Below are 22,564 nucleotides of genomic sequence, written 5' to 3'. Positions count from 1 at the left end.
TCGTGCGGCGTTTTCATCACACCAGCCCCAGGCCGGTGATGACCAGATCGGTCAGCTTGATGCCAATGAAGGGCACGACCAGGCCACCGAGACCATAGATCAACAGGTTGCGGCGCAGCAGGCTGGCGGCGGAGCCCTTCACGTTGACCCCCCGCAGCGCCAGCGGTACCAGCGCCACTATGATCAGGGCGTTGAAGATGATGGCCGACAGTATGGCGCTCTCTGGACTGCCGAGTTGCATCAGGTTCAGTGCCCCCAGCTGCGGGTAGGCAGCGATGAAGAGGGCCGGCAGTATGGCGAAGTACTTGGCCACATCGTTGGCGATGGAGAAGGTGGTCAGGGCGCCCCGGGTGACCAGCAACTGCTTGCCCACCAGCACCACGTCCAGCAGCTTGGTGGGGTTGGAGTCCAGATCCACCAGGTTGCCCGCCTCCTTGGCGGCCTGGGTGCCTTCGTTCATGGCCAGCCCCACGTCCGCCTGGGCCAGGGCCGGTGCGTCGTTGGCGCCGTCACCGCACATGGCGACCATGCGGCCATCGGCCTGCTCCTGACGGATATAGGCCAGCTTCTTCTCCGGGGTTGCCTCAGCGATGAAGTCATCCACCCCGGCCTCGGCGGCGATGGCGGCAGCGGTCAGCGGGTTGTCCCCGGTGATCATCACGGTGCGGATCCCCATGTGACGCAGGATCTGGAAGCGGGCCTTGATGCCTGGCTTGATGATGTCCTTGAGGTACACCACCCCCAGCAACTGCTCGTGGGTGCAGACCAGCAGCGGGGTACCGCCCTGACGGGCGATGTTGTCGACCGCCTTCAGGATAAGCTCGGGCACTCCCTTGCGATCGAGGGAGAGGTAGTTGAGCACCGCATCCACGGCCCCCTTGCGATATTGATGACCGTTGCGATCCAGACCGCTCAACCGGGTCTCGGCGCTGAAGGGAATCACCTTGTCGCTCTCGAGCTGGCTCGGCTTGGCCATGCTCTTGCCAGCCAGGGTCAGGATGGACTTGCCCTCGGGGGTGTTGTCGCCGAGGGAGGCCAGCATGGCGGCCTGGGCCAGCAGGGAGGGATCGACACCGGGGGCTGGGATCAGCTCGTCGGCCATGCGGTTGCCGAAGGTGATGGTGCCTGTCTTGTCCAGCAGCAGGGTGCGCACGTCACCGGCGGCTTCCACGGCACGACCTGACTTGGCGATCACGTTCAGTTTCACCAGCCGGTCCATGCCGGCGATGCCGATGGCGGAGAGCAGGCCTCCTATGGTGGTCGGGATCAGGGTGATGAAGAGGGCCAGCAGGTAGAGCCGCGGTACCTGGGTGCCGTTGTAGTCGAGGAACCAGGGCAGGGTGGCGACCACTAGCAGGAAGATCAGGGTCAGACCCACCAGCAGGGCATCGAGTGCCATCTCGTTCGGGGTCTTCTGGCGCTTGGCTCCCTCGACCAGCGCGATCATTCTGTCGAGCGTGCTCTCGCCGGGATTGTTGGTCACACGGACCCAGATCTCGTCGGACACCACAGTGGTGTTGCCGGTCACGCCGCTGCGGTCGGTGCCGGACTCGCGGATGACGGGGGCGGATTCACCTGTGATGGCGGCCTCGTTGACGGAGGCGATACCGGCAACGACTTCACCGTCGGCCGGGATCATCTCGCCGCTGCGCACCAGCACCAGATCCCCTTTTTGCAGGCTGGTGGCCGCGACCCATTCGCCCTGGCCATCTTTCGGATCCCTCACCCTGCGTGCCTGGAGCTGGCTCATGTCCGCCTTCAGGCTGTCGGCCCGCGCCTTGCCGCGGCCTTCTGCCAGAGTTTCGGCGAAGTTGGCAAACCACAGGGTCAGCCACAACCAGGCCGTCAGCTGCCAGGCCAGGCTGGGAGTGACCCCGGACAGGGGCTGGCCCAGCAGGGACTCCACGGTCGCCATCACGGCGGCCAGCCAGAGGGTGAACAGTATGGGGCTGCCAAACAGCGCCCTGGGGTTGAAGCGATAGAAGGCTTCGATCATGGCCTGCACGACTTGTGAGGTCTGTTTCTTGCCCTTCACCTTTTCGGTGCGGGCAGGGATGGAGATGGACTTGCTCATTTGAATGCTCCCAGCATCAGATGTTCGGTCATTGGCATCGGTAAAGTGACTGACATGCACAGGGTCATCAGAGCGCTCCCAGTATCAGGAGATGCTCGGCGACGGGGCCCAGCGCCAGTACCGGCAGGAAGGAGAGACCGCCTATCAGCAGCACTGTGATGATCAGCAAGGTGATGAACAGCGGACCGCGGATGGGGAAGTCACCCTCGCCGGCATCCTGTTGGGAGGCGCGCGAGAGCTGACCTGCGATGGCCAGTACCGGAATGATGTAGCCGAAGCGACCGAGCAGCATGGCCAGACCGATGGCGACGCACTGCCAGTTGTCTGCGGCGGCGAAGCCCCCGAAGGCCGAGCCGTTGTTGCCGGCGGCCGAGGCGTAGGCATAGATGAGGCGTGACAGACCGTGAGGACCGTCGTGACCCATGATGGTGGCGGCATCCGGCATCAGCAGCGTTACCCCGCCGATCACCAGAACCCCGACCGGCATCACCAGCATGCTGGCGACTACCCATTTCATCTCGGTGATCCCGAGACGCTTGCCGAGATAGGTCGGGGTGCGTCCCACCATCAGGCCGCACAGGAACACGGTCAACAGCACGAACAGCATCATGCCGTAGATACCTGCACCCACGCCGCCGAAGATGACCTCACCCAGCAGCATGTTGATCATGCCGACCATGCCACCCAGCGGGGTGAAGCTGTCGTGCATGGCGTTGACAGAGCCGTTAGAGGCCGATGTGGTCGCCACTTCCCAGATGCTGGAGAGTACAGGGCCGAAACGGCTCTCCTTGCCTTCCCAGTTGCCTGCCTGGGTGGTGAGCTGGGCGAGCGCCGGATCCGGTTGCAGTTCCTGATAGACGGACAGACCGAGCCCCAGCACGAACAGCAGCGTCATGGCGGTGAGGATGGCGCGGCCGTGGCCGGTATCCTTCACATAACGACCCAGGGTACAGACCAGGGCGGCGGGAATGGTCAGCAGGGCGACCATCTCCAGCCAGTTGGATAGGGCGGTCGGGTTCTCGAACGGGTGGGCCGAGTTGACGCCGAAGAAACCGCCGCCGTTGGAGCCGAGTTGCTTGATGGCGATCTGCGAGGCGGCAGGGCCGAGCGGTAACAGTTGCTCCTGACCTTCCAGGGCGTGGAACGGCAGATAGGCCGACAGACTCTGGGGAACCCCTTGCCACACCAGCAGCAGCGCCATGATCAACGCCATGGGCAGCAGCACATAGAGGCAGAAGCGCACCAGATCCTGCCAGAAGTTGCCAAGGTGTATGGTCTGCTGGCGGGAGAGGCCGCGGAACAGCGCGACGGCGACGGTGGCACCGGTGGCGGCGGAGACGAAGTTCTGGGTGGTGAGCCCCACCATCTGGCTGAAGTAGGAGAGGCTGGCCTCACCGGAATAGGCTTGCCAGTTGGTGTTGGTCATGAAGCTGACCGCGGTGTTGAAGGCCAGTTGCCAGTTCAGGCCCGGCAGCTGTTGCGGGTTGAGGGGCAGCAGGCCCTGGGCCATCAGGATCAGGAACAGCAGACCGAATCCGGCGCCGTTGAAGGCCAGCAGGCTGAGGGCGTAGGACTTCCAGTCCTGCTCCCGTCCGTCCGTGCCACAGCAGGCCAGGGTGGCGCGCTCGACCGGCGCGAGCCAGCGGCTCTTGCCCTCGAACACACGATACATATAGCTGCCGAGCAGGGGTGCCGGCAGCAGGACCAGCAGCACGAAGGCCACCGGATAGATTATTTCTTGCCACATATCAGATCCCTCACTCGTGGTCGCTGTGCATCAGTGCACGCATCAGATAACCGATCAGAGCGAGGATCAGCAGCAGGTATAGCCAATTCATAACGACTCCGTTGAGATAATTAGCGCCGAGAGTCGATGCATATCCATATCGACTCCGTTGGTGTCATTGACGCTGAAAGGGTATGTAAAACGGCCGTAAAGGCGCCATAAAGGGGCATTTGGGGAGCGTAAAATCGGCGTAAAGAACACCGGTTTCAGAGGAGATCGGGTGGGGAGGGATCAAAAAACCCGGCCTGGACCGGGTTTGGGTGAAAGACGATGCGATTGCCAAATCATCTGTCAGTTTTCATCAGGCATCACCACGCGCAGCGGGCGGGTCCCAATTTTTGCCCCGGTCACTTCATCGACCACGATGGCTTTGATTTCTGTGCCGGCCTCCATATCGAAGAAACGGATCATGTTGTCGTCGCCCCGATATTGGCGACCCCACTCACCAATCATGAAGAGTATCGGTAGAAAATCGCGACCGGCGGCGGTCAGCAGATACTCCTCACGGGGTGGATGTTCAGAATAAAGCCTTTTTTCCAGCAAGCCCTCTTCGGTCAACGTCGCCAGTCGGCGGGTCAACATCGTGGGTGCTATCCCCAGACTTTTCCGAAATTGGTCAAAGCGAGTGAGACCGGCATGGGCATCGCGCAGGATCAATATGCTCCATGCATCACCAGCAATCGCCATGCTGCGCGCGATTGGGCATGGGGTATCGTAACTTTTTTTCATGTTCATACTGTTTTGATAGTGACTTGGTTGTGAATTGATAGTAAGTTGATATCAATTTGATAGTAACACTGCAACCACAAACAATCCACCCAACACGGAGATCTCGGACATGGTTACAAAGAAGATGGGGATCGCCTCGATAACTGGGAGATCTGCCGGTCACCGCCCGGTGACCACACTACGTCAGACAGGGCATATGCATTGGAAAGATGTGCCGACCCGCACCCTTGATGTGAACGGAACATCTTTTGCCTATCGGGCGCTGGGCCCCGACACCGGTGTGCCGGTGATCTTTTTGCACCATCTGATGGCGGTACTCGATGACTGGGATCCCGGTGTTATCGACGGCATCGCCGCGAAGCGCCGGGTTATCGCTTTCGATAATCGCGGAGTCGGCGCCTCGGGTGGCGTGGTTCCGCATACCATCGAGGAGATGGGACGTGATGCCATCGCCTTTATTCGCGCCATGGGATTGCCGCAGGTCGATCTGCTCGGGTTTTCGTTAGGCGGTGGTGTAGCGCAAATGGTGGCTTTGCAGGCGCCGGATCTGGTGCGCCGGATTGTGCTTGCCGGAACCGGGCCGCGGGGAGGTGGCGGTATCGACGAGATCAACAAGATTGCCGCCACCGCCTACCTCAAAGCGGCATTGACGCTGAACGATCCGCGCCACTTCCTATTTTTCCCCCGCACACCGGATGGCAAGCGCGCGGCAAAAGAGTACTTTTCTCGCCTGAAAGAGCGCACGACTGACCGTGACCAGCCCATCTCCCTGCAGGCCAGATATGCCCAGCTCAAGGCGATCCGGAGTGCTGGATTGAGTGTGCCGGATGATCTCTCGGTCATCACACAACCGGTGTTCGTGGCCAATGGTGACCATGACCTGATGGTCGATAGCCGACTGTCAGCAGACATGGCTCGCCGGTTGCCGAATGCCCGACTGACGATTTACCCCGACTCGGGGCACGGTGGCGTCTTTCAGCACTATCGGGCCTTTGTACCCGAGGTGCTGGCCTTCCTCGCGGATGACGCAGACCTGACCCCGATGCACAGCCAAGGATAAATGACCGAACCATGAAAGCACTCACATTCAAACGCTACGGCAAGTCGCCGGAGATTGGGATCACGGATATCCCCCGTCCTGTGCTGAAGGCGGACGAACTGCTGGTTCAGGTTTATGCCGCCGGCCTGAACCCGATCGACAACATGATTCCGACCGGAATGTTCAAACCTGTGCTTCATTTTCAGCTTCCCGCCACATTGGGCTGCGATCTGGCCGGTGTCGTGACCGAGGTTGGCAGTCAGGTGACCCGTTTCAAACCGGGCGATGCCGTTTTCGCCACTATTTTCGATCTCGGTACCGGATCGCTGGCCGAATTTGCGGTGGTGCCTGAGCGCGCAGCGGCGTTGAAACCAGCCAATCTGGATTTCGTGCAAGCCGCCTCGATCCCGATGGTCGGGCTCACCTCATGGCAAGCACTGAAGGAGCGCGCCAATCTGCAGGCTGGCCAGAAGGTGTTTATCCCTGCCGGATCCGGTGGCATCGGCACCTTTGCTATCCAGCTTGCCAAGCTGCTGGGGGCCAAGGTGGGCACCACCGTCAGCACCGGTAACATCGAGCTGGTGCGCGAGCTGGGGGCCGATGAGGTGGTCGATTACAAGCAACAGGCATTCGAGCACCAACTGCACGGCTACGACACCGTGCTGGGGACGGTCAGGGGAGATGCGATCGAAAAAGCCATCGATATCCTCAAGCCGGGCAGCAAGATTATCTCCCTCACCGGCCCGCTGGATGCTGCCTTCGCGCGTGCCCGGGGGCTGAACGTATTGCTCCGCCTCCTGTTCGGGTTGATGAGCAGAAAAATCAGGTCGCGGGCGAACAAGCGGAACGTCGCCTACTCGTTCCTGTTTGTGCGTCCCGATGGTGACCAACTCACCGAAATCGGCGAACTGCTCGACGCTCAACGCATCAAGCCGGTCATCGACAAGGTATTCCCGTTCGACCAGGCCAAAGAAGCGCTGGAGTACCTTGCCAAGGGCCACGCCAGGGGCAAGGTCGTCGTCAGCATCAAGCCGTGATCACGGCTGCATTGGCTCGTTCACCCACGCAACTCATATCAAGGAAATAACATGACCACACTTCCGACTGTCTTTATCACCGGCGCCTCCAGCGGTATCGGTGCCACCTATGCCGAACGTTTTGCTCGCCGTGGCCACGATCTTGTTCTTGTTGCGCGCAACAAGTCGCGGCTGGATGCGCTGGCCATGCGCCTGCGTGAGCAACACCAGATTGCCGTTGAGGTGCTGCATGCTGACCTGACCAATTCGGCAGAGCTGCCGGCACTGGAAACTCGCCTGCGGCATGACGCACGTATCGGTATCCTCATTAACAATGCAGGCATGCCGCAATCTGGGCATTTTCTGGAGCAATCTCCCGAGGCCATCGAATCCCAGATCGCGCTGAACATAACCGCATTGACGCGGCTCGCCGCAGCAATCGCACCGCGCCTTGCGCAATCCGGCACGGGGAGCATCGTCAACATTGGTTCGGTGGTGGGTTTTTCGCCCGAGTTCGGCATCTCTCTCTACGGTGCGACCAAAGCCTACGTGCTGTTTTTGTCGCAGGGGCTGGCTCATGAACTGTCACCCAAAGGGGTCTACGTGCAAGCCGTGTTGCCGGCCACAACCCGCACCGAAATCTGGGCGCATGCAGGTGTGGATGTCAACACTCTCCCCGAGGTGATGGAAGTGGGTGAGCTGGTGGATGCCGCACTGGTCGGGTTCGATCGCCGCGAGTTGGTGACGATTCCGCCGCTTCATGTCGCCGAACGCTGGACCGCTCTGGATGATGCACGTCAAGGGCTGATGTCGGATCTTCGCCAAGCCCATGCGGCCGAACGATATCAGCCGCAAGCCTGAACACCTCAATCCGCCAGATTGGACTTGGATGCAATGCGAGGAGATCCGCTCGTCATGCCATCCAACCTGACAGCCCACAGTTGAAGAGCCGCAGTGTGATGGCGGTACTGATGCGCAGACCGAGGTCGAATCTCGCCGTGTGGTGATAGCGCTGCTACTGGAAGTAGTTGGCGTGTGGTGGCCTACTCTTTCATGCAGTCGGGAGTAGGGGTGTAAAGGAGAATTCAGTTGTCGAAGCCGGCCTGATGGTGATCAGGCCGGCTTCGACGTGCTTAGCGCATCGTGACAAACTACCTACACACATATAGTCTGGAGGTTTTCTGCAAACCCATTAATTGTAAGGCATGTAAGCTTTTTCCAGAAAAATTAGAGATTATTGAAATTTTTCCTAAAAAGCATTCAGAAATTGGATTTTTTCCAGATTATGAAGGAGATTACAAGTCGTGATAAATGAAATTCATCATTCCCTCTGCATAAGATCTTGAGTCATCAAGAGTCCACAAATCTAATTCATGCGCAGGCACATTAAGGGTTGTTCTAAAATCATGAAGAGATGTTGCTACATGATCTTGAATATGTCCGTTATCTCGAAGGGCATTAATACAATCGCTAAACGTATCGCTATCAGTCAGGTTTAAGGCTGCCAATGGCAATCTATATCTTTGTCTCATCTCATCTTCAATAAAAGGACGTAGTTTTGTAATTTTGTTGTCTTGTGTAAGTCGATTTACAAAACCCATAATTTCCATGTACCGCTCATCGTGAGCCGTTGCTGTCATTTCTTCTTTTGTGGTCTGACAAAAAGTAGAACCATGTGCAGTTTGAATTATTTTCAACGCCTGCGCATCATTGAATTTTTTCATTATTGCCGATGCCATGCCTCTGTAATGAGTGGTTATAATCATTTGCTTAATCGATGGTTTAAGTGCAAAAAGAACACGCAAGATGTTGGATATACGCTCATTATCAAAGCTAGTAACAGGGTCATCCATGATCAAAATTGCTTTGCCTTTTTCTTCATCCGAAAGTTGGTGTATCTTTGCCAGAAAAATACATAGAGCTAGTGCTCTCCTATCAGACTCACTGAACAGACAGTGCAGTTTGGCGTTGTTAATCAATTGACCTTTGAACGTTACTTCAAGGTCATAAACAATTCTAACCCCACCTCTGTTCACTCTGCGGGAAATATTGAAATCTGAGGAGCCAATGGCTCTAAAGAGAGTATTTATTTCGGTGTAATATGTATCTAAAAACACTTCTTGTGCTTGTTCTAAAGCTGTTTTATCAGCGTCATATTGCACTTTATCTGCTTCAATTTTTGTTTTGAGAGCAATATATTTTGCACATTCTTCGTCTAGAAGGCGTCTCTTGCGCTCTATTGTTAATATTGCTTCTTTTTGGGATTCATTTTGTTTACTTTCCAAAATGGCTGTTGCATCTAGAGTCTCTTTGAATTTCGTCAGAATTTCATTAGCAGCTATCGTAATTGCCTCATATTCTGAGATATAGCTATTTAGTTCCACCAATTTGGATTGGAGTACACTAAAGTCAATAATTTCCATAGCGCGATATGGAATATCATATTTTTCAGTTAGTGAGCTCCGAACAAACCTAATTATCTCAGCCAACAATGCATTTGCTTCATCTAGAGATTTCGTAACAAGTAAAAGTTTTTCATGCAACAATGGAGCATACTGATTTTCCTCTAGCTGTTCTTTTACACCTGCGTCCATGTAGCTAGCTAGTATAGTTAAGTTGCGTTCATGCTTTTGATTTATGGATTCTAATGGAAAATCTAAAAGACGTTCATTTTGAAGCTGAGTTATATTCGCTTTGGTACTTACAACAAAATTTTGGAATGCCTCGTCAAAAGCAGTCCGATAGCTTTCAATTAGGTGTTGCGCATTTTCATCCAAAGTTTGGCCACAGAAAGGACAATCTTTATCTAAGTGAGTTAAACCATTTGCGGCCCAACCATCAAAAGAATCACTATTTAAAATACGTGCTTTATGGGCTGTAACGATCGCTTTTGATGCTTCGTGGACATTTTCCATCGATAAAGAAAGGAGGTTATTTATGCGCTGTGCCTTGTCATTAATAGATAACTTTGGGGTGATGGTTTCAAGATTGGGGTATTGTGCGACTTGATTGATAGTAGCAATTTTAGCTGCTAGATCTTCCTGTGCTTCTTTGGCTTTTTGAATGTCTACATCAAACTCATGAATTGTTTTAGTCGGAGTGGGTAATGCTATAAATGTATTGAAGTTACCTATCTCATGTCTATTTAACTCACGCTCGTAGTCAGCTAGGGCACTCCTGTCAGATCTTAGCTGCTGATTTCGATCTTCTAGTGCTTCGAACAGTTGGGCATTTTCACCTAATATAAACCCTGACATATTTGTGGAGTTTTCACGATTATAGGTTGATCCTGTCATCACATTTCGATGGATGAAATCATGATCAAATATATAAAGTTTAGAATCTACAGGTGGTTGAGTTTCCCATACTGAGTTTGCAAACCTTACGGCTTGTCTTTGACCATCAAACTTGAGTTCAACTAGCGGTTGGATCTGAGCTGGGTTTCTATTTGGGATGATAGATTTTCTGTCGAGGATAAGTTGAGGGTCATTCAATGAGAGAGAATAAAAAATGTCACAAAATGTGCTTTTTCCATTTCTATTCTCTCCATAAATCACGTTTATGTTAGAAAATCTAAACTGTCCAGTAGCAGCTCCGCTATAGTTGCCAATGTCTCTAATCATTTGAATTCTTTCTAGCATAAAATATCCCTTGAAAGTTGATGGTTTTCTTATTTATATATTTATTTTAAAATCGCAATATTATTGCGCATTAGCTCAGCAAGCCTATTCTTTAAATCTGAATTTTCATACTCCAATTCATCAATTCTAGTCAAAGCGTGAACTAACTTATCGTTAAGGTGATGCTGAGCGGCAGCAAACAATGCCAGCTTGTTTTTTTCAGCCTCGTACTTCTCCTTGTAGTTCGTTTTAATTCGCTTTTGCTCGTTGAGCTTGGCTCGCACGGCCTGAATCTCTGGCACTACCAGGTTGCCTCTATCTGTAGAGATTTTTGCTTTGGCGGCTTTTACCTTGGCAACAAACTCAGGGTAGTAATAGCCGCTGCCATTGCCTAGGTTAGCCTCCTCCTCTACAGCTCTGACGCTAAGTTTGCGGCTCTTAGGGATACGTTTAGGCTGACCTTGTATGATGCGTTCCAACGCCGCCTCTAAGATCATTAAGGTGTTCTCGCTTTTGTTCATACTGTCGTTACCTTAAGTCCCGGCTCAAAGAGGGTAAATATCATGCCAAAGTCTGACATTACATTTTCTGCTGCTCGTATCTGAGTGATGTAATGGCTGCGTTCGGTCACAGAAATATCGTCACCTGACGCCATATAGGCGATTAAACTGCTGTGTTTTTTCTGCCACCATGTGGCTTGTTGCTCGTCAATAATGCTACTGCCAGAACCACAATCTACGCAAAATTGTGGTGTGACCACACCATCCATATCGCAGTCATATCCCGACTTACAATAGCTGTGCATAGAGCCATGAAGGGTTAGTTTCCCCTCTTTAACCGCTTTGTAAATCACCTCCCAAGAGCCATAAATGGTTGGCACATCACCGCGCATCTTCATAATGGCCTTACCATGAGTTCCTGACAGTGTTTCATCCGAGTGCCATTGCTTGAAAATTCTATTTGCTGTGCATTCGGCATTAATATCTGCCAACAAGTTACGCATCTTGTCATCAACTTTTAAATTGTGCAGATTAGCTAGTTTGCCGCCATTGGTGTACCACTCCGTCATAGACAAATATAGATGCTTAAACTGTTGCTTAAGCGCAACCAAGGTGCCAAAGCGGTTTTTAATGCAATAAAATGCCAGCGTGCGCCGAAATTGGTGTGGAGTCAAAGGCCAAGGTTGCCCTGGTACTACATCCTCTTTCACGCGTACCAATGATCGAGGATTAGACATAAGGCACTCTTGGTAGTCGGCTTCGGTAACAGAGAAATCAAACTGCCGACAAAAGCGCTTTAATCGCTCACTCCAATTGTTGATAAGTACAGGAGGTCTTGAGCGTTTATATTGATTTACCCATAGTGTATTGGCGTATTTTTCATTCGGGTAGTTAACGTCTTTTCGCCAGTTTTCCGTAAGTACGGTCATCAGTTCAATGGCAATTTTTGATGATGCAGCCGTCACCCATGTTTCACGCTTTTCACCTAGCTTAAAGCTGTGAGATTGCAGCATGTGGTAATCCCGCCCCTCGAACGTATCTTTGTAGTAACAGCCAGGAGCCAGTTTATTCAGTTCCGAGTCTCGCATTCCACTAAAGCCGCCACAGATAATGTAACTTGCGGTGATGAGATTTGATAAGTAACGTTGGAAATGCTCTCCATGCATTAATTTAATGCTGGGGAGTTTTTTGGCTAAAGTGGATAGAATTTTTCTCTGCTCTTGAGGTTTGTTATCTATGATTGCAGAAGCGTATTTATGTCTGTTGATGCTCCCATCCATGTTAATAAAAGAAAACATTGAGCCAGATTTAATCTTCACATCCAAGTTGCTCTTAGCTATATTATAGTTTTCTTGTAGGACTTTTTCTGTGTCTGAAATTAGTTTCCGGTGTGGGTAAGCACTCTCTACTAACTCAATCGCTTTACCATAGATGGCATCACATAAACGCTCTGGAATCACGAGAGTTTGTTGCGCCTCCTTCGAACTGAGGGACTTCGCTTTTATATTGGCTTTAATGGGAGTTAAGCCCAATTCTAACTTGTGCCACGAGGCAAAGTCAGTCGCAGCATTAACTGCAACAAAAGTTTGTTCGAGCGCACTCTGGGAGAATTTTTGGGATATCAAATAGTTCTCAAACTCTACCCAGATATTTGAATGAGATAGTGCGCTTAGGGAGCTGTTATTGCTTTTAAATAAAAACTGGTAAGCGCGTTTAATTGCCGTAAGCCGAACATATACACTCGAAAATTTCACTGCCTTTATATTCTTAGGACTTTTGTTAAATAACCAGCCATAGGTGATAAGTTTAAGCTCTCGTTGCAATTTTGGCGTAGAGTCGAACTCTTTGAAATTAAGGTTGTTTGCATTTTTTTTTCGAGAAAATGGCATGCAATTCCAAACATTTTGTCCAAAGCAGGCAGTAACCTGACCATCTCTGTCTTTGCAGACTGTGACAATATCAAGTTTGTCAAATTGCCCTTCATGGTAGAGTTTGACCACATCTATGTCCTGAACTTTATGCTGATCAGGAAAACTGCTGGAATAGAGGTGTGTCGTGTCCATTGTTTTACCTTCTGGGTGGGGGTAGCAGATTTAACAGATATGCACTGTCGTCCCAGGCTGGGTGTAAACCTTCGTCGTTTAACTTTTCTTCGGCTTGCTTTAGTATCTTTTTATTGATGGTCGGACATATGTTTATATCTATAAAGTTAATGATTTTCTGGAAATTTTTTCGGTAGTGGCTGGCATCCAAATGTAGATACAGCGACTCCTCAATACATGCCTTAAACGACAGTAAACACCAAATGTCAGAAACAGACTGAACTATTACTTGGTCAGGGCAGCCGAAGCAAGCTAGCAGATCTGCGCAGGCTAAACGCTCCCCCTCTTTTAGTAGTCCATGCTGTTGCGCTTTGCGTGAGTATTTATCAGACCTTTCGCCAAAGGGGGCCTTACAACTTCCACCGTTGGGTGTTCGACTTAAATTAGGGAGGTTGACATTATATTCCGCATCAATAACTAGTACCTCAATCCCTAAGCTTTTCTGTGCCTCTTTTACGTCAATCTTATTTTTTATCTGCGCCTCACGAATGGAAATAGTATCTTGCATCATGCCATTGTTAGCGATTTTACTCCCTTCGCTATAATGTTTTTTGCGCGTTTTAGGGGTATTGTTGAGCATGAGATCGTTAGCCAAGTCACCTTGGTGGTAAGCTGTTAACTGTGCTCCTGTTTCGCGAAAACGGCTTATGACTGGCCGTAAGCGGCGGTTAGTTTGATCGGTAAAGGTAAAGTGCTTTTCGACCCATATACTCAGGAAGGTCTCTAGCACCTTTGATGTTAAAGGTTGTGTTTTTTTTGAGATAACCGTTTGCAGCAAAGTGGCGTTTTCACCATCATGGATACATTTGGATGCAGCCAGCAATTTATCAAAAAAATCCAAGGCATACTTGGGGATTTCTAATTCATGTCCACCCATCTCAAGTTGGATGGTTTTAAACGCACGACGCTTAAACGCTGGCATGGTGTACCACACTTCACCAGCCTTTGTTGAGGCGTTGTTCGGCTGTTTGAGTTTGAACAAATCACTGGTGTTGGCGTAAGTGTAGTAAGACAGTAAGTAGGTCGCTGCGCACATCATTTTTGTTATTCCTATGGCTAGCGGGTACTGCTGCCCTTGCCACTGAAACGTCATCGTTTTTGTTTTGAAGCTACTGTTAATATGTTTTTCTGGGTTTTGGATGAACTGTTGATAGGTTTGCTTAAACAGCGACCTTAGAAATGGCAGCAGTTGATTTAGATCGCTGCGACTGTAGGCTTCAAATGGCTCACAATCGCTCCCGTCTCTGATCACTATTCTATCGAAATAACTTGTCGGTAGTTCTAGATACTTAGTAAATAACGTGACCATGACTGAGCGGGTTTTTTTATAGCTATTTCCTTTGTATTGTCCTAGCATCACTTTAGTATCCATATAAGACATATAGCCTTCTAAAGATCGCTGGGTAAATGCAGGTGTATTATGCTCGTCACACCATTTTAGATACTGAGCAGTTTGTACAAATATAGTTTTATGTGAGGCTAGACTGCCGCCCTCTTCAATTTTTTCGTCGAACTGTGACTTCAATTGGTAAATAATTTGCTTGCGGTCGGCCTCGTTAAATTGCCCACCTTGTTGCAATGCTACGGTCGAAGGTAATCCCTTGAAAAGGCAGCGATTGAAGTCAGCCCTGTAGTCATCAAGCTGAATACACAACTTGGGATTCCAACCACTGATGTAGGTAACATTATTCATCGTTACCACCCAACGCCTCATGCATGATGCTATCGAGCATCCCAAATTTTACTTTGAACGCCTCTTTCTGTTTTAAGAAACGTAGATATTTCCAAGTGGTGGACTCGTTTTTGTGTCCCATCCAGCCCATTAGCAGCTCCATACACTCCACGGCTGGAAAATTAGCTTCCAACAGATCATTGAGACGATAGGTGCCGTAGGTGGAACGCAGATCATGAAAGCGATGTGTAAATGATGGATGAACCTGTTTGAGCTGAGTCCTGAACTCTGTCCAGCGAGCCTCGATGGATTTAGCGGTTACGGGATTTCCTTGGTTGCTGACAAAAAGTGGTTCGTGCTTTTTGCACCATTGAAGAGTATCTATAGCCGCTTGATGAAAAGATGCTTGGGGAGCGGTCAAGAGCTCAATTTTTTCGTAGAGTTTGGTTAAGCGTTTTAGGCGGCGCTCTGAGGCTCGATATTCATTCAACACTGCCAACAATTGCGCTGAGATTTCAATCTGTCTTGATTTACTATATTTGGTTTGAACACCAGTTGCTTGTGGTGAGAGCAATAGTTCATAACGGTGTTGGCTTTCAGCCAGTGGCGTGGCCGTATTTAGAGCATCAATGGTTAATGTTGCGACTTCATTAATGCGTAGCCCAGTATCAATAGATAGCAGCACTTGTAAACGCAGTTCCTCTGCTGTTTGTGGTAAATGCTGGGTCAAGATAGCCAATGATTCACGACTTAATGGAGATAAGGGGCGAACGTTTTTGCTGTTCGCGTCACGTGCAACTTTTATCCTCAAATCGCTGGTTTGCACGTTATAGGTAGGGGAGAGATGTGCCAGCATCCCTGTATTTTTGACAGAGACAAATTCAATTTTAAAGGGCGCTTCCTTCTCATTCTTGATTCTGAGGTAGCCATCGTGCATCAACCACTTGTAGTAATTCACTACATGGTTCATGCGCACACTTGCAGTGCTTTTTGCCAGCTCTTCAAGTTTGACTTGTTTCAATAAATGAGAGCGAAACTGGTATGTAGGCTTTAAACGCTTTACTGGCGGGAAGTGATCCCAAGTCAAGCCGTTATCTTCAAGGAACTGATAGTAGGCGTAAAGAGCTTTGGCACAAGAAGAGAGGTCTTTGGCTTGATTAATGGCCTTTTGATAGAACAGGTAGCTGTTCGCTTCGTGATTAAAGGTGCCATCCTGGGTAAACAGGGTGGGCAAGGAGCCAATGTTGCCACTGATGGGATCGCAAGACAACGCGCCTTGGGCATCGGTTTTAAGCTTAGTTTTGGTGCATACGTCTGCTGAAGAAATGAGATAGGACATAAATCTACCTAGAAGATGCCACTGACCATACATACAGTATAGACGGTGGCAGGGCCTTTTCCAGATTTACTTATGTGTGTGGGTTGCTTTTCCTACACCGCTACCTAAGGGTAACAAACTCTTCCGCGCTGGTCGGATGAATGGCGACACAGTTGTCGAAGTCTGCCTTGGTGGCACCCATCTTCATGGCGACACCGAAACCTTGCAGTATCTCGTCCATCGCAAAACCGATGCCGTGCAGGCCGACCACCTTCTCCTCCGGCCCGACACAGACCAGCTTCATCCGGGTGGGCTGGCGATGCTGGGTCAGGGCCGAATACATGGCGGTGAACTGGCTGCGGTAGACCTTCACCTGGCTCTCGCCATATTCGGCGATGGCTTCCGGCTCGGTCAGCCCTATGGTGCCGATGGGCGGGTGGCTGAACACCACGGTCGGTACCAGATCGTAGTTGAGGTGCTCGTTCGGCTTGTTGTTGAACAGCCGCTCCGAGAGGCGACGACCGGCCGCGACGGCCACCGGGGTGAGCTGGATGCGCCCCGTGTTGTCACCCACCGCATAGAGGTTGGCGACGGCGGTGTTCTGGAACTTGTCGGTCGGGATGAAGCCCTGCTCGTCCAGGGTGATGCCGGTGGCGGCCAGATTGAGGTTGTCGGTGGCGGGCACGCGGCCGATGGCCCAGATCAGGCAGTCCACCGTGAGATGGCGGCCATCTTCCAGTTGCAGGGTCAGGCTGTCGTCGGCGTTCTTGACCACGGCCTTGGGCACGGCGTGGGTGTGCAGCCTGGGCCCTTCCTGGGCCATGATCTCCACCAGGGTCTCGTGGATCATGGGATCGAAGTTGCGCAGCGGCGCATGCTTGCGCACCACCAGGTGGGTCTCGGAGCCGAGTGCCTGCATCACGCCGGCGATCTCCACGGCGATATAGCCGGCGCCGACCACGGCGACCCGCTTGGGTTGGGCTTGCAGCTCGAAGAAGCCGTCGGAGTCGATGCCGAATTCAGCACCTGGTATGGTCGGAACCTCGGGGCGGCCGCCGGTGGCGATCAGTATGTGATCGGCGCTGTACTGCTCGCCATCAACCTCGATGGTGTTGCTGCTGACGAAACGGGCAAAGCCCTTGATGACGGTGATCTGGTTCTTGCCCAGCACGTTCTCATAGGACTTGTGGATGCGGCCGATGTAGGCCTGACGGGACTCGACCAGCCTGGCCCAGCTGAAGTGATTGAGGGTGGTATCGAAGCCGTAGTCGGATCCATACCTCAGGGCATCGGCGATCTGGCCGGCATACCACATGGCCTTCTTCGGCACGCAGCCGACGTTGACACAGGTACCCCCCAGCTCTTTGGCTTCAATCAGGGCGACTTTCTTGCCATACATGGCAGCCCGGTTGGCCGAGGCGATGCCGCCGCTGCCGCCGCCGATGGCGATATAGTCAAAATGCTGTGCCATTGCGAGGTTCTCCGCTCGTTAAGAATGCAATCACAGCATGATGGGGACAAAGTGGCCGGCTCACAAGAGCCGACGCTCAGTTCTGCTGGATGGGGAGGCGAATATGGAACTGGGCTCCCTGGCCCGGTTCGCTGGCGCAATGGATGCGGCCACGGAGCAACTGCACCACCAGGTTGTAGATGATGTGGGTGCCGAGCCCGCTGCCCCCCTGGCCCCGCTTGGAGGTGACGAAGGGATCGAAGATGCGCGGCAGTATCTCCGGGGGGATGCCGCGGCCGTTGTCACTGTAATCGATGACCAGTTCGTCACCCTGCTGCTCCACCCTGATGGTGATCTTCTTGGGCCTGTCCCAGCCGTCGAAACCGTGATGGATGGAGTTGAGGATCAGGTTCGAGTAGATCTGGGTGAAGCTGCCGGGGAAGGAGTAGATGGCCAGCTTGGGATCGCATTGAATGTCGACTTCGCACTGGGCCTTCTTCAGCTTGTAGCCGAGGGAGACCACCACCTGATGCAGATTGTCGGCGAGGCTGAAGTTGTAGCGCGCCTCGGACGACTGATCCACCGCCACCTGCTTGAAGCTGGCGATGAGCTCGGAGGCTCGCCTCAGGTTGCCCTGCAGCAATTGCATCGACTCGTCGAGATTCTGGGTGAACTCGTTGAGATAGGAGCGTGACAACTGCTTGGCTTCGAGGTGCTGCTTGAAGTCGGCCACCTGCTCCTGCAGATAGGAGGAGGCGGTCACGCTGATGCCGATGGGAGTGTTGATCTCGTGGGCCACGCCGGCCACCAGGGAACCGAGGGAGGCCATCTTCTCCGACTCCACCAGGGTCTGCTGCGCCTGTTTCAAATCGTCATAGGCCTTGCCCAGCTGGTCGTTGGCATCGCTCAGGCTGCGAGTACGCTCCACCACCTTGCCTTCCAGCTGTTCGTTGAACAGGGTGATCTCCCGCTCCACCTTCTTCAGACGGGTGATGTCATAACCGAAACCAATCAGATACTTGAGATTGGGTCCCTCGTAGAAGGGGGCGAAGGTCCACTGCAGGACGAGCTCGTGGCCCTGCTGGTCATGCATGATGATTTCCCTGTCATCGAGAGAGCCCTGGTCCGACAGGATGGCTGCCAGCTCGGCCCTCTGCTCCTGGCTGACGAAGAGATCCAGCCAGTTGTGCTGGAGCAACTCCTCATGATGGTAACCGGTGAGCAGGATGGCGGCCGGGTTGATGCTAGCGATGTTGAGATCCGGTTCCATGCAGCAGATGACCATGTTGGCCGAGTTGATCAGCGTGGCGGAGAAGTCCCGCTCCTGCTGGAGTTGATCCGCCGCCTGATGGCGGGCCGTGAACTCGTCGTTCAGGCGGGTACGCATCTGGTTGAGGGTGGCGGCCAGCGCATCGAACTCGTCCGGATGCTTGCGGGGCAGGGGGCGCCCCTCCAGCGTCAGTTCCACCGCCAGCCGATCCAGGCTCAATTTCTGGGCGTAGCTGACGATGCGGTTGATATGACGGATCACCAGGTAATAGATGATGACCAGGATGCAGAGCGAGACGACCAGGGTCTTGATGGTCTGGCTGACCAGGATCAGCACCGACTTCTCGATCAGTCGCTGGTAAACCTGCTCCAGGGTGGCGGCGACGAACAGCTTGCCGACCACTTCCCCCTGATAGGTGAGGCTGAATTCGCGGGAGATGTCGTATTGCGCCTGCTCCACACCCTGGGTCAGCAGCGGCACTTCCGAGTTGCCCAGCATCTCCTTGACCATGACGAACTGCATATTGGGCAGGTTCATGATGCCTTCGATCTGCACCTTGACCTGCTCCTCATCCAGGTTCCACAGACTGGCGGAGATGGGTTGCAGGAAGGAGGCCTCGATCTGGTCGATGCTGGCCTCGATGACGGTCACGTCCTTGTTGTAGTCCCAGGCGAGCTGCAGCACCGTGATGACCAGCGCCAGCACGGTACTGCAGATCAGAATGTAGGAAAGCAGACGATAAGAGAGTCCGTTAAGGCCGATGGCCCTGGAGAAGATTCCTGACATGGCATCCTTGCGGTCTGGATTGCGAACGGCTTAGTTTAACTGCTTCATGGACTCATGTCGTGGGTCATGAAATGGATAAAAACAAGGCCCCTTTCGGGGCCTTGTTGGTGTTGGCTGAGGATCAATGACTTCCCTTTGCCTTGGCCGGAATGGACTCGTCGAATTCCGGCAGCGGTTTGTGTTCGGAGGCCAGGAAGGTGTAGATCACCGGCAGCACGAACAGGGTGAACAGGGTGCCGATGGCCAGACCCGCCACGATCACGATGCCGATGCTGAAGCGCTGGGCCGCGCCCGCACCTGCCGCATAGAGCAGCGGGATCAGACCGGCGATCATGGCCGCCGTGGTCATCAGGATGGGACGCAGACGCACCTTGGCGGCCTGCATCACGGCCTGCATCCGGTTCATGCCGTGCAGCAGCTGCTCCTCCTTCGCCACCTCGCAGATCAGAATACCGTGCTTGGTGATCAGACCAACGAGCGTGATGAGACCCACCTGGGAGTAAATGTTCATGGTGGCCATGCCCCATGCCAGGGCAATCAGCGCCCCGCTGATGGCCAGCGGCACCGACACCATGATCACCAGAGGATCACGTACCGACTCGAACTGGATGGCCAGCACCAGGAAGATGATGGCCAGTGCCAGTGCGAAGGTGGCGTACAGGGCGTTGCCTTCGGTCACGAACTGGCGGGCTTCCCCCATGAAGTCGTAGCGATAGCCTTGCGGCAGCTTCTCTTCGGCGGTGGCCTTGAACCAGTTGATCGCATCCCCCATGGCCACACCCGGTGCCGGTACGGCGCCTATGGTGGCGGAGTTCAGCTGGTTGAAGTGGGGCAGGGCGCGGGGCTCGCCAACCACTTCAATCTTGATCAGACTGCCCAGCGGGATCGACTTGCCGTCGGCGGCGCGCACGTAATAACCCTTGATGGACTCGGGGTTGAGGCGGTACTTGCGTTCCACCTGCGGGATCACCTCGTAGGAGCGGCCATCCAGATCGATCCGGTTGACGTAGCCGTCTGCCATCATGGTGCCCATGGTGGTCCCGATGTCCTGCATGGTGATGCCGTAGGCACCCGCCTTGTCCTTGTCGATGCTGATCTTCATGGTGGCCGAGTCGTAGTTCAGATCGAGATCCGAATAGACGAACTGGCCGTTGGCCTGGGTCGCCGCCAGCATCTCACCCGCGATCAGGAACAGGCTTTCGAAGCTGTTCGGGGTGGTGATGACGAACTGGATGGGCAGGCCGCTGGAGGCCCCCGGCAGTTCGGGGAACTGGAAGGTGGTGATGGCCATCCCGGGGATGTCCTTCACCAGACCGGCCACTCGATCCAGCACCTCTTTCTGGCTCGCCTCACGCTGGCTCCAGGGCACCATGGAGGCGATGCCGAAGGCCTGGTTGGCGTTGAACACCCCGGAGAAGACCTGGGAGTAGGCGATCTCGGGCTGGTCATCCAGGACCTTGTTCACGTCCGCCATGGTGTTTTCGATGTAGTCCAGGTTGGCATTGGACGGCGCCGTCCCCAGCACGGCCATGACCCCCTTGTCCTCGGACGGGGCCAGCTCGCTCGGGATGAACTTGAACAGCAGCGGCAGGCTGCCGAACACGATGACGGCGAACAGGATGACCACGATGCGCTTTTGCATCACGGCATGCAGCATGCTGTCGTAGCGGGCCGTCATCCGATCCAGCAGGTGATGTACCGTGCTCTCGAACTTGCTCGGGGTCTCGTTGGCCCTGAGCATCTTGGCGCACATCATGGGTGACAGGGTCAGGGCGATGATGCCGGAGACGAACACCGCCCCCGCCAGGGTCAGCGCGAACTCCTTGAACAGGGAGCCGGTGATGCCCCCCATCAGGGCGATGGGCGCGTACACCGCAGCCAGGGTCACCGTCATGGCGATGACGGGCACGGCGATTTCACGAGTACCTATGATGGCGGCCCGGAACGGCTCTTCCCCCTCCTTGATGTGGCGGTCGACGTTCTCCAGCACCACGATGGCGTCATCCACCACCAGGCCGATGGCGAGCACCATGGCCAGCAGGGTCATCAGGTTGATGGAGAAACCGAACATGTCCATCATCATCACCACGCCGATGAGACTCAGCGGGATTGTGATGATGGGGATGATGACGGCCCGGAAGGAGCCGAGGAACAGGGTGATCACCACCAGTACGATGGCGGCCGCCTCCAGTATGGTCTTGATGACCTCGTGGATGGACTCGTTGATGGCGATGGTGGAGTCATACAGGATGTTGACCTGCATGGTGCTCGGCATGTTGCTCTTGAGGCTAGGCAGCAGCTCCAGCACATCGTGGGCGATGTTGATGGGGTTGGCGGTCGGCGCGGCGTTGATGGCAAGCACCACGGCCTCACGGCCGTTGGCGCTGGCGCGATAGATGTCGTGGCTCTTCTCCAGCGACACTTTGGCGATGTCGGAGAGGCGGATCACCTTGCCATCCCGGGTCGCTACGACCAGGCGCTTGAGTTCATCGGTATTGCTGACCTGGGTCTCGGCATTGCCGTTGAACAGGGTGAAATAGCCGGTGGCCTGACCGGTGGCGGACTGATAGTTGTTGCTGTTGAGCACTGTCATCACGTCGCTGGCGGTCAGATCGAAGGCGGCCATCTTGGCCGGATCCAGCCACACCCGCAGGGCAAACTCGACCCCGCCGTAGAGGTCCACCTTGGACACCCCGCCTACGGTAAACAGCTGGGGCTTGATGACCCGCTCCAGGTAGTCGGTGATCTGGCTGGAGTTCAGCTCAGGGCTGGTGAAGCCCATGTAGAGCACCGCCGTGGTGGAACCCGTGGAGGAGGTGACCGAAGGGTCTTCCGCCTCTTTGGGCAACTGGGATCGCACCGAGTTGACCTTGGCCAGGATGTCGGACAGCGCGGCGTTGGGGTCGGTGTTCAGCTTCATGTAGGCCGTCACCGTGGAGCTGCCCAGTTGGCTGGAGGAGGTCATGAAGTCGATGTTGTCGGCTTGCGCGACCGCCTGCTCCAGCGGCTGGGTGATGAAGCCCTGGATCAGATCCGAGCTGGCGCCATAGTAGCTGGTGTTGACCGTGATGACGGTGTTGATCACCTCGGGGTATTCCCGCACCTGCATCTTGAAGATGGCCTGGAAGCCCAGCAGGGCTATCAGGAAGCTGAGCGAGATCGCCAGCACCGGCCGTTTTATGAATATGTCAGTAAATCGCAT

Annotated in this window: 14 protein-coding genes; 3 read left to right on the top strand and 11 right to left on the bottom strand. The window is 53.7% G+C overall.

Features of this window, described 5'->3' with window-relative positions:
• Positions 1–16: 16 nt before the first annotated feature.
• The 3 genes from kdpB to BN1127_RS20400 all read right to left on the bottom strand — a co-directional run bounded on the left by kdpB (position 17) and on the right by BN1127_RS20400 (position 4,589).
• Entirely contained in the window at positions 17–2,074 is a 2,058-nt protein-coding gene (gene kdpB, locus BN1127_RS20415; RefSeq protein ID WP_042650663.1) for a potassium-transporting ATPase subunit KdpB, read from the bottom strand.
• A 67-nt stretch (positions 2,075–2,141) separates the two neighbouring features.
• Complete coding sequence (gene kdpA / locus BN1127_RS20410; RefSeq protein WP_042650662.1) at positions 2,142–3,821, bottom strand: potassium-transporting ATPase subunit KdpA; 1,680 nt, start codon at positions 3,819–3,821, stop codon at positions 2,142–2,144.
• 330 nt (positions 3,822–4,151) lie between these two features.
• Positions 4,152–4,589 (bottom strand): winged helix-turn-helix transcriptional regulator, encoded by a 438-nt coding sequence (locus tag BN1127_RS20400; protein WP_226170909.1) that lies wholly within the window; start codon positions 4,587–4,589, stop codon positions 4,152–4,154.
• A 109-nt stretch (positions 4,590–4,698) separates the two neighbouring features.
• Here BN1127_RS20400 and BN1127_RS20395 point away from each other — a divergent pair, with 109 nt between their 5' ends.
• The 3 genes from BN1127_RS20395 to BN1127_RS20385 are packed head-to-tail and all read left to right on the top strand — an operon-like array spanning position 4,699 to position 7,505.
• On the top strand, positions 4,699–5,649 hold the full coding sequence (locus BN1127_RS20395; protein ID WP_082030188.1) for an alpha/beta fold hydrolase: 951 nt from the start codon (positions 4,699–4,701) through the stop codon (positions 5,647–5,649).
• An 11-nt stretch (positions 5,650–5,660) separates the two neighbouring features.
• The gene (locus tag BN1127_RS20390; protein ID WP_042650660.1) at positions 5,661–6,665 is read left to right on the top strand and encodes an NADP-dependent oxidoreductase; all 1,005 of its coding nucleotides are present in this window, start codon (positions 5,661–5,663) and stop codon (positions 6,663–6,665) included.
• 51 nt (positions 6,666–6,716) lie between these two features.
• Positions 6,717–7,505 (top strand): SDR family NAD(P)-dependent oxidoreductase, encoded by a 789-nt coding sequence (locus tag BN1127_RS20385; RefSeq protein ID WP_042650659.1) that lies wholly within the window; start codon positions 6,717–6,719, stop codon positions 7,503–7,505.
• Between the two features lie 434 nt (positions 7,506–7,939).
• Here the strand turns inward: BN1127_RS20385 and BN1127_RS21910 are convergent, their stop codons facing one another.
• The 8 genes from BN1127_RS21910 to BN1127_RS20345 all read right to left on the bottom strand — a co-directional run bounded on the left by BN1127_RS21910 (position 7,940) and on the right by BN1127_RS20345 (position 22,564).
• On the bottom strand, positions 7,940–10,285 hold the full coding sequence (locus BN1127_RS21910) for an AAA family ATPase (RefSeq protein WP_042650658.1): 2,346 nt from the start codon (positions 10,283–10,285) through the stop codon (positions 7,940–7,942).
• A gap of 41 nt (positions 10,286–10,326) precedes the next feature.
• Positions 10,327–10,785 carry a hypothetical protein gene (locus tag BN1127_RS20375; RefSeq protein WP_042650657.1) on the bottom strand — a complete coding sequence of 153 codons (459 nt, stop codon included), beginning with the start codon at positions 10,783–10,785 and terminating at the stop codon, positions 10,327–10,329.
• Positions 10,782–12,827 (bottom strand): hypothetical protein, encoded by a 2,046-nt coding sequence (locus BN1127_RS20370; RefSeq protein WP_042650656.1) that lies wholly within the window; start codon positions 12,825–12,827, stop codon positions 10,782–10,784. The genes BN1127_RS20375 and BN1127_RS20370 overlap by 4 nt, the downstream gene beginning before the upstream one ends.
• A gap of 4 nt (positions 12,828–12,831) precedes the next feature.
• Positions 12,832–14,559 carry a hypothetical protein gene (locus BN1127_RS20365; RefSeq protein WP_042650655.1) on the bottom strand — a complete coding sequence of 576 codons (1,728 nt, stop codon included), beginning with the start codon at positions 14,557–14,559 and terminating at the stop codon, positions 12,832–12,834.
• A complete protein-coding gene (locus BN1127_RS20360) occupies positions 14,552–15,877 on the bottom strand; it encodes a tyrosine-type recombinase/integrase (protein WP_042650682.1) in 1,326 nt (441 codons plus the stop codon). Before BN1127_RS20360 ends, BN1127_RS20365 begins: the two co-directional genes overlap by 8 nt.
• Before the next feature lie 100 nt (positions 15,878–15,977).
• The gene (gene gorA, locus BN1127_RS20355) at positions 15,978–17,327 is read right to left on the bottom strand and encodes a glutathione-disulfide reductase (RefSeq protein WP_042650654.1); all 1,350 of its coding nucleotides are present in this window, start codon (positions 17,325–17,327) and stop codon (positions 15,978–15,980) included.
• Positions 17,328–17,403: 76 nt separating this feature from the next.
• Positions 17,404–19,362 carry an ATP-binding protein gene (locus BN1127_RS20350; protein WP_042650653.1) on the bottom strand — a complete coding sequence of 653 codons (1,959 nt, stop codon included), beginning with the start codon at positions 19,360–19,362 and terminating at the stop codon, positions 17,404–17,406.
• Between the two features lie 121 nt (positions 19,363–19,483).
• Positions 19,484–22,564 carry a multidrug efflux RND transporter permease subunit gene (locus tag BN1127_RS20345; RefSeq protein ID WP_005326341.1) on the bottom strand — a complete coding sequence of 1,027 codons (3,081 nt, stop codon included), beginning with the start codon at positions 22,562–22,564 and terminating at the stop codon, positions 19,484–19,486.

It is taken from the genome of Aeromonas media (assembly GCF_000819985.1).
GTDB lineage: Bacteria > Pseudomonadota > Gammaproteobacteria > Enterobacterales > Aeromonadaceae > Aeromonas > Aeromonas media.
Note: the sequence above shows the minus strand (reverse complement) of the source record. Positions and strands in the feature narration are given on the sequence as shown.

What these genes read in the sequence shown, in the direction of transcription:
- BN1127_RS20345 (WP_005326341.1), bottom strand. Translation starts at nt 22,564, where the DNA reads ATGCGATTTACTGACATATTCATAAAACGGCCGGTGCTGGCGATCTCG.
- BN1127_RS21910 (WP_042650658.1), bottom strand. Translation starts at nt 10,285, where the DNA reads ATGCTAGAAAGAATTCAAATGATTAGAGACATTGGCAACTATAGCGGA.
- BN1127_RS20395 (WP_082030188.1), top strand. Translation starts at nt 4,699, where the DNA reads ATGGTTACAAAGAAGATGGGGATCGCCTCGATAACTGGGAGATCTGCC.
- BN1127_RS20350 (WP_042650653.1), bottom strand. Translation starts at nt 19,362, where the DNA reads ATGTCAGGAATCTTCTCCAGGGCCATCGGCCTTAACGGACTCTCTTAT.
- BN1127_RS20365 (WP_042650655.1), bottom strand. Translation starts at nt 14,559, where the DNA reads ATGAATAATGTTACCTACATCAGTGGTTGGAATCCCAAGTTGTGTATT.
- BN1127_RS20400 (WP_226170909.1), bottom strand. Translation starts at nt 4,589, where the DNA reads ATGAAAAAAAGTTACGATACCCCATGCCCAATCGCGCGCAGCATGGCG.
- kdpB (WP_042650663.1), bottom strand. Translation starts at nt 2,074, where the DNA reads ATGAGCAAGTCCATCTCCATCCCTGCCCGCACCGAAAAGGTGAAGGGC.
- BN1127_RS20385 (WP_042650659.1), top strand. Translation starts at nt 6,717, where the DNA reads ATGACCACACTTCCGACTGTCTTTATCACCGGCGCCTCCAGCGGTATC.
- kdpA (WP_042650662.1), bottom strand. Translation starts at nt 3,821, where the DNA reads ATGTGGCAAGAAATAATCTATCCGGTGGCCTTCGTGCTGCTGGTCCTG.
- BN1127_RS20360 (WP_042650682.1), bottom strand. Translation starts at nt 15,877, where the DNA reads ATGTCCTATCTCATTTCTTCAGCAGACGTATGCACCAAAACTAAGCTT.
- BN1127_RS20375 (WP_042650657.1), bottom strand. Translation starts at nt 10,785, where the DNA reads ATGAACAAAAGCGAGAACACCTTAATGATCTTAGAGGCGGCGTTGGAA.
- gorA (WP_042650654.1), bottom strand. Translation starts at nt 17,327, where the DNA reads ATGGCACAGCATTTTGACTATATCGCCATCGGCGGCGGCAGCGGCGGC.
- BN1127_RS20370 (WP_042650656.1), bottom strand. Translation starts at nt 12,827, where the DNA reads ATGGACACGACACACCTCTATTCCAGCAGTTTTCCTGATCAGCATAAA.
- BN1127_RS20390 (WP_042650660.1), top strand. Translation starts at nt 5,661, where the DNA reads ATGAAAGCACTCACATTCAAACGCTACGGCAAGTCGCCGGAGATTGGG.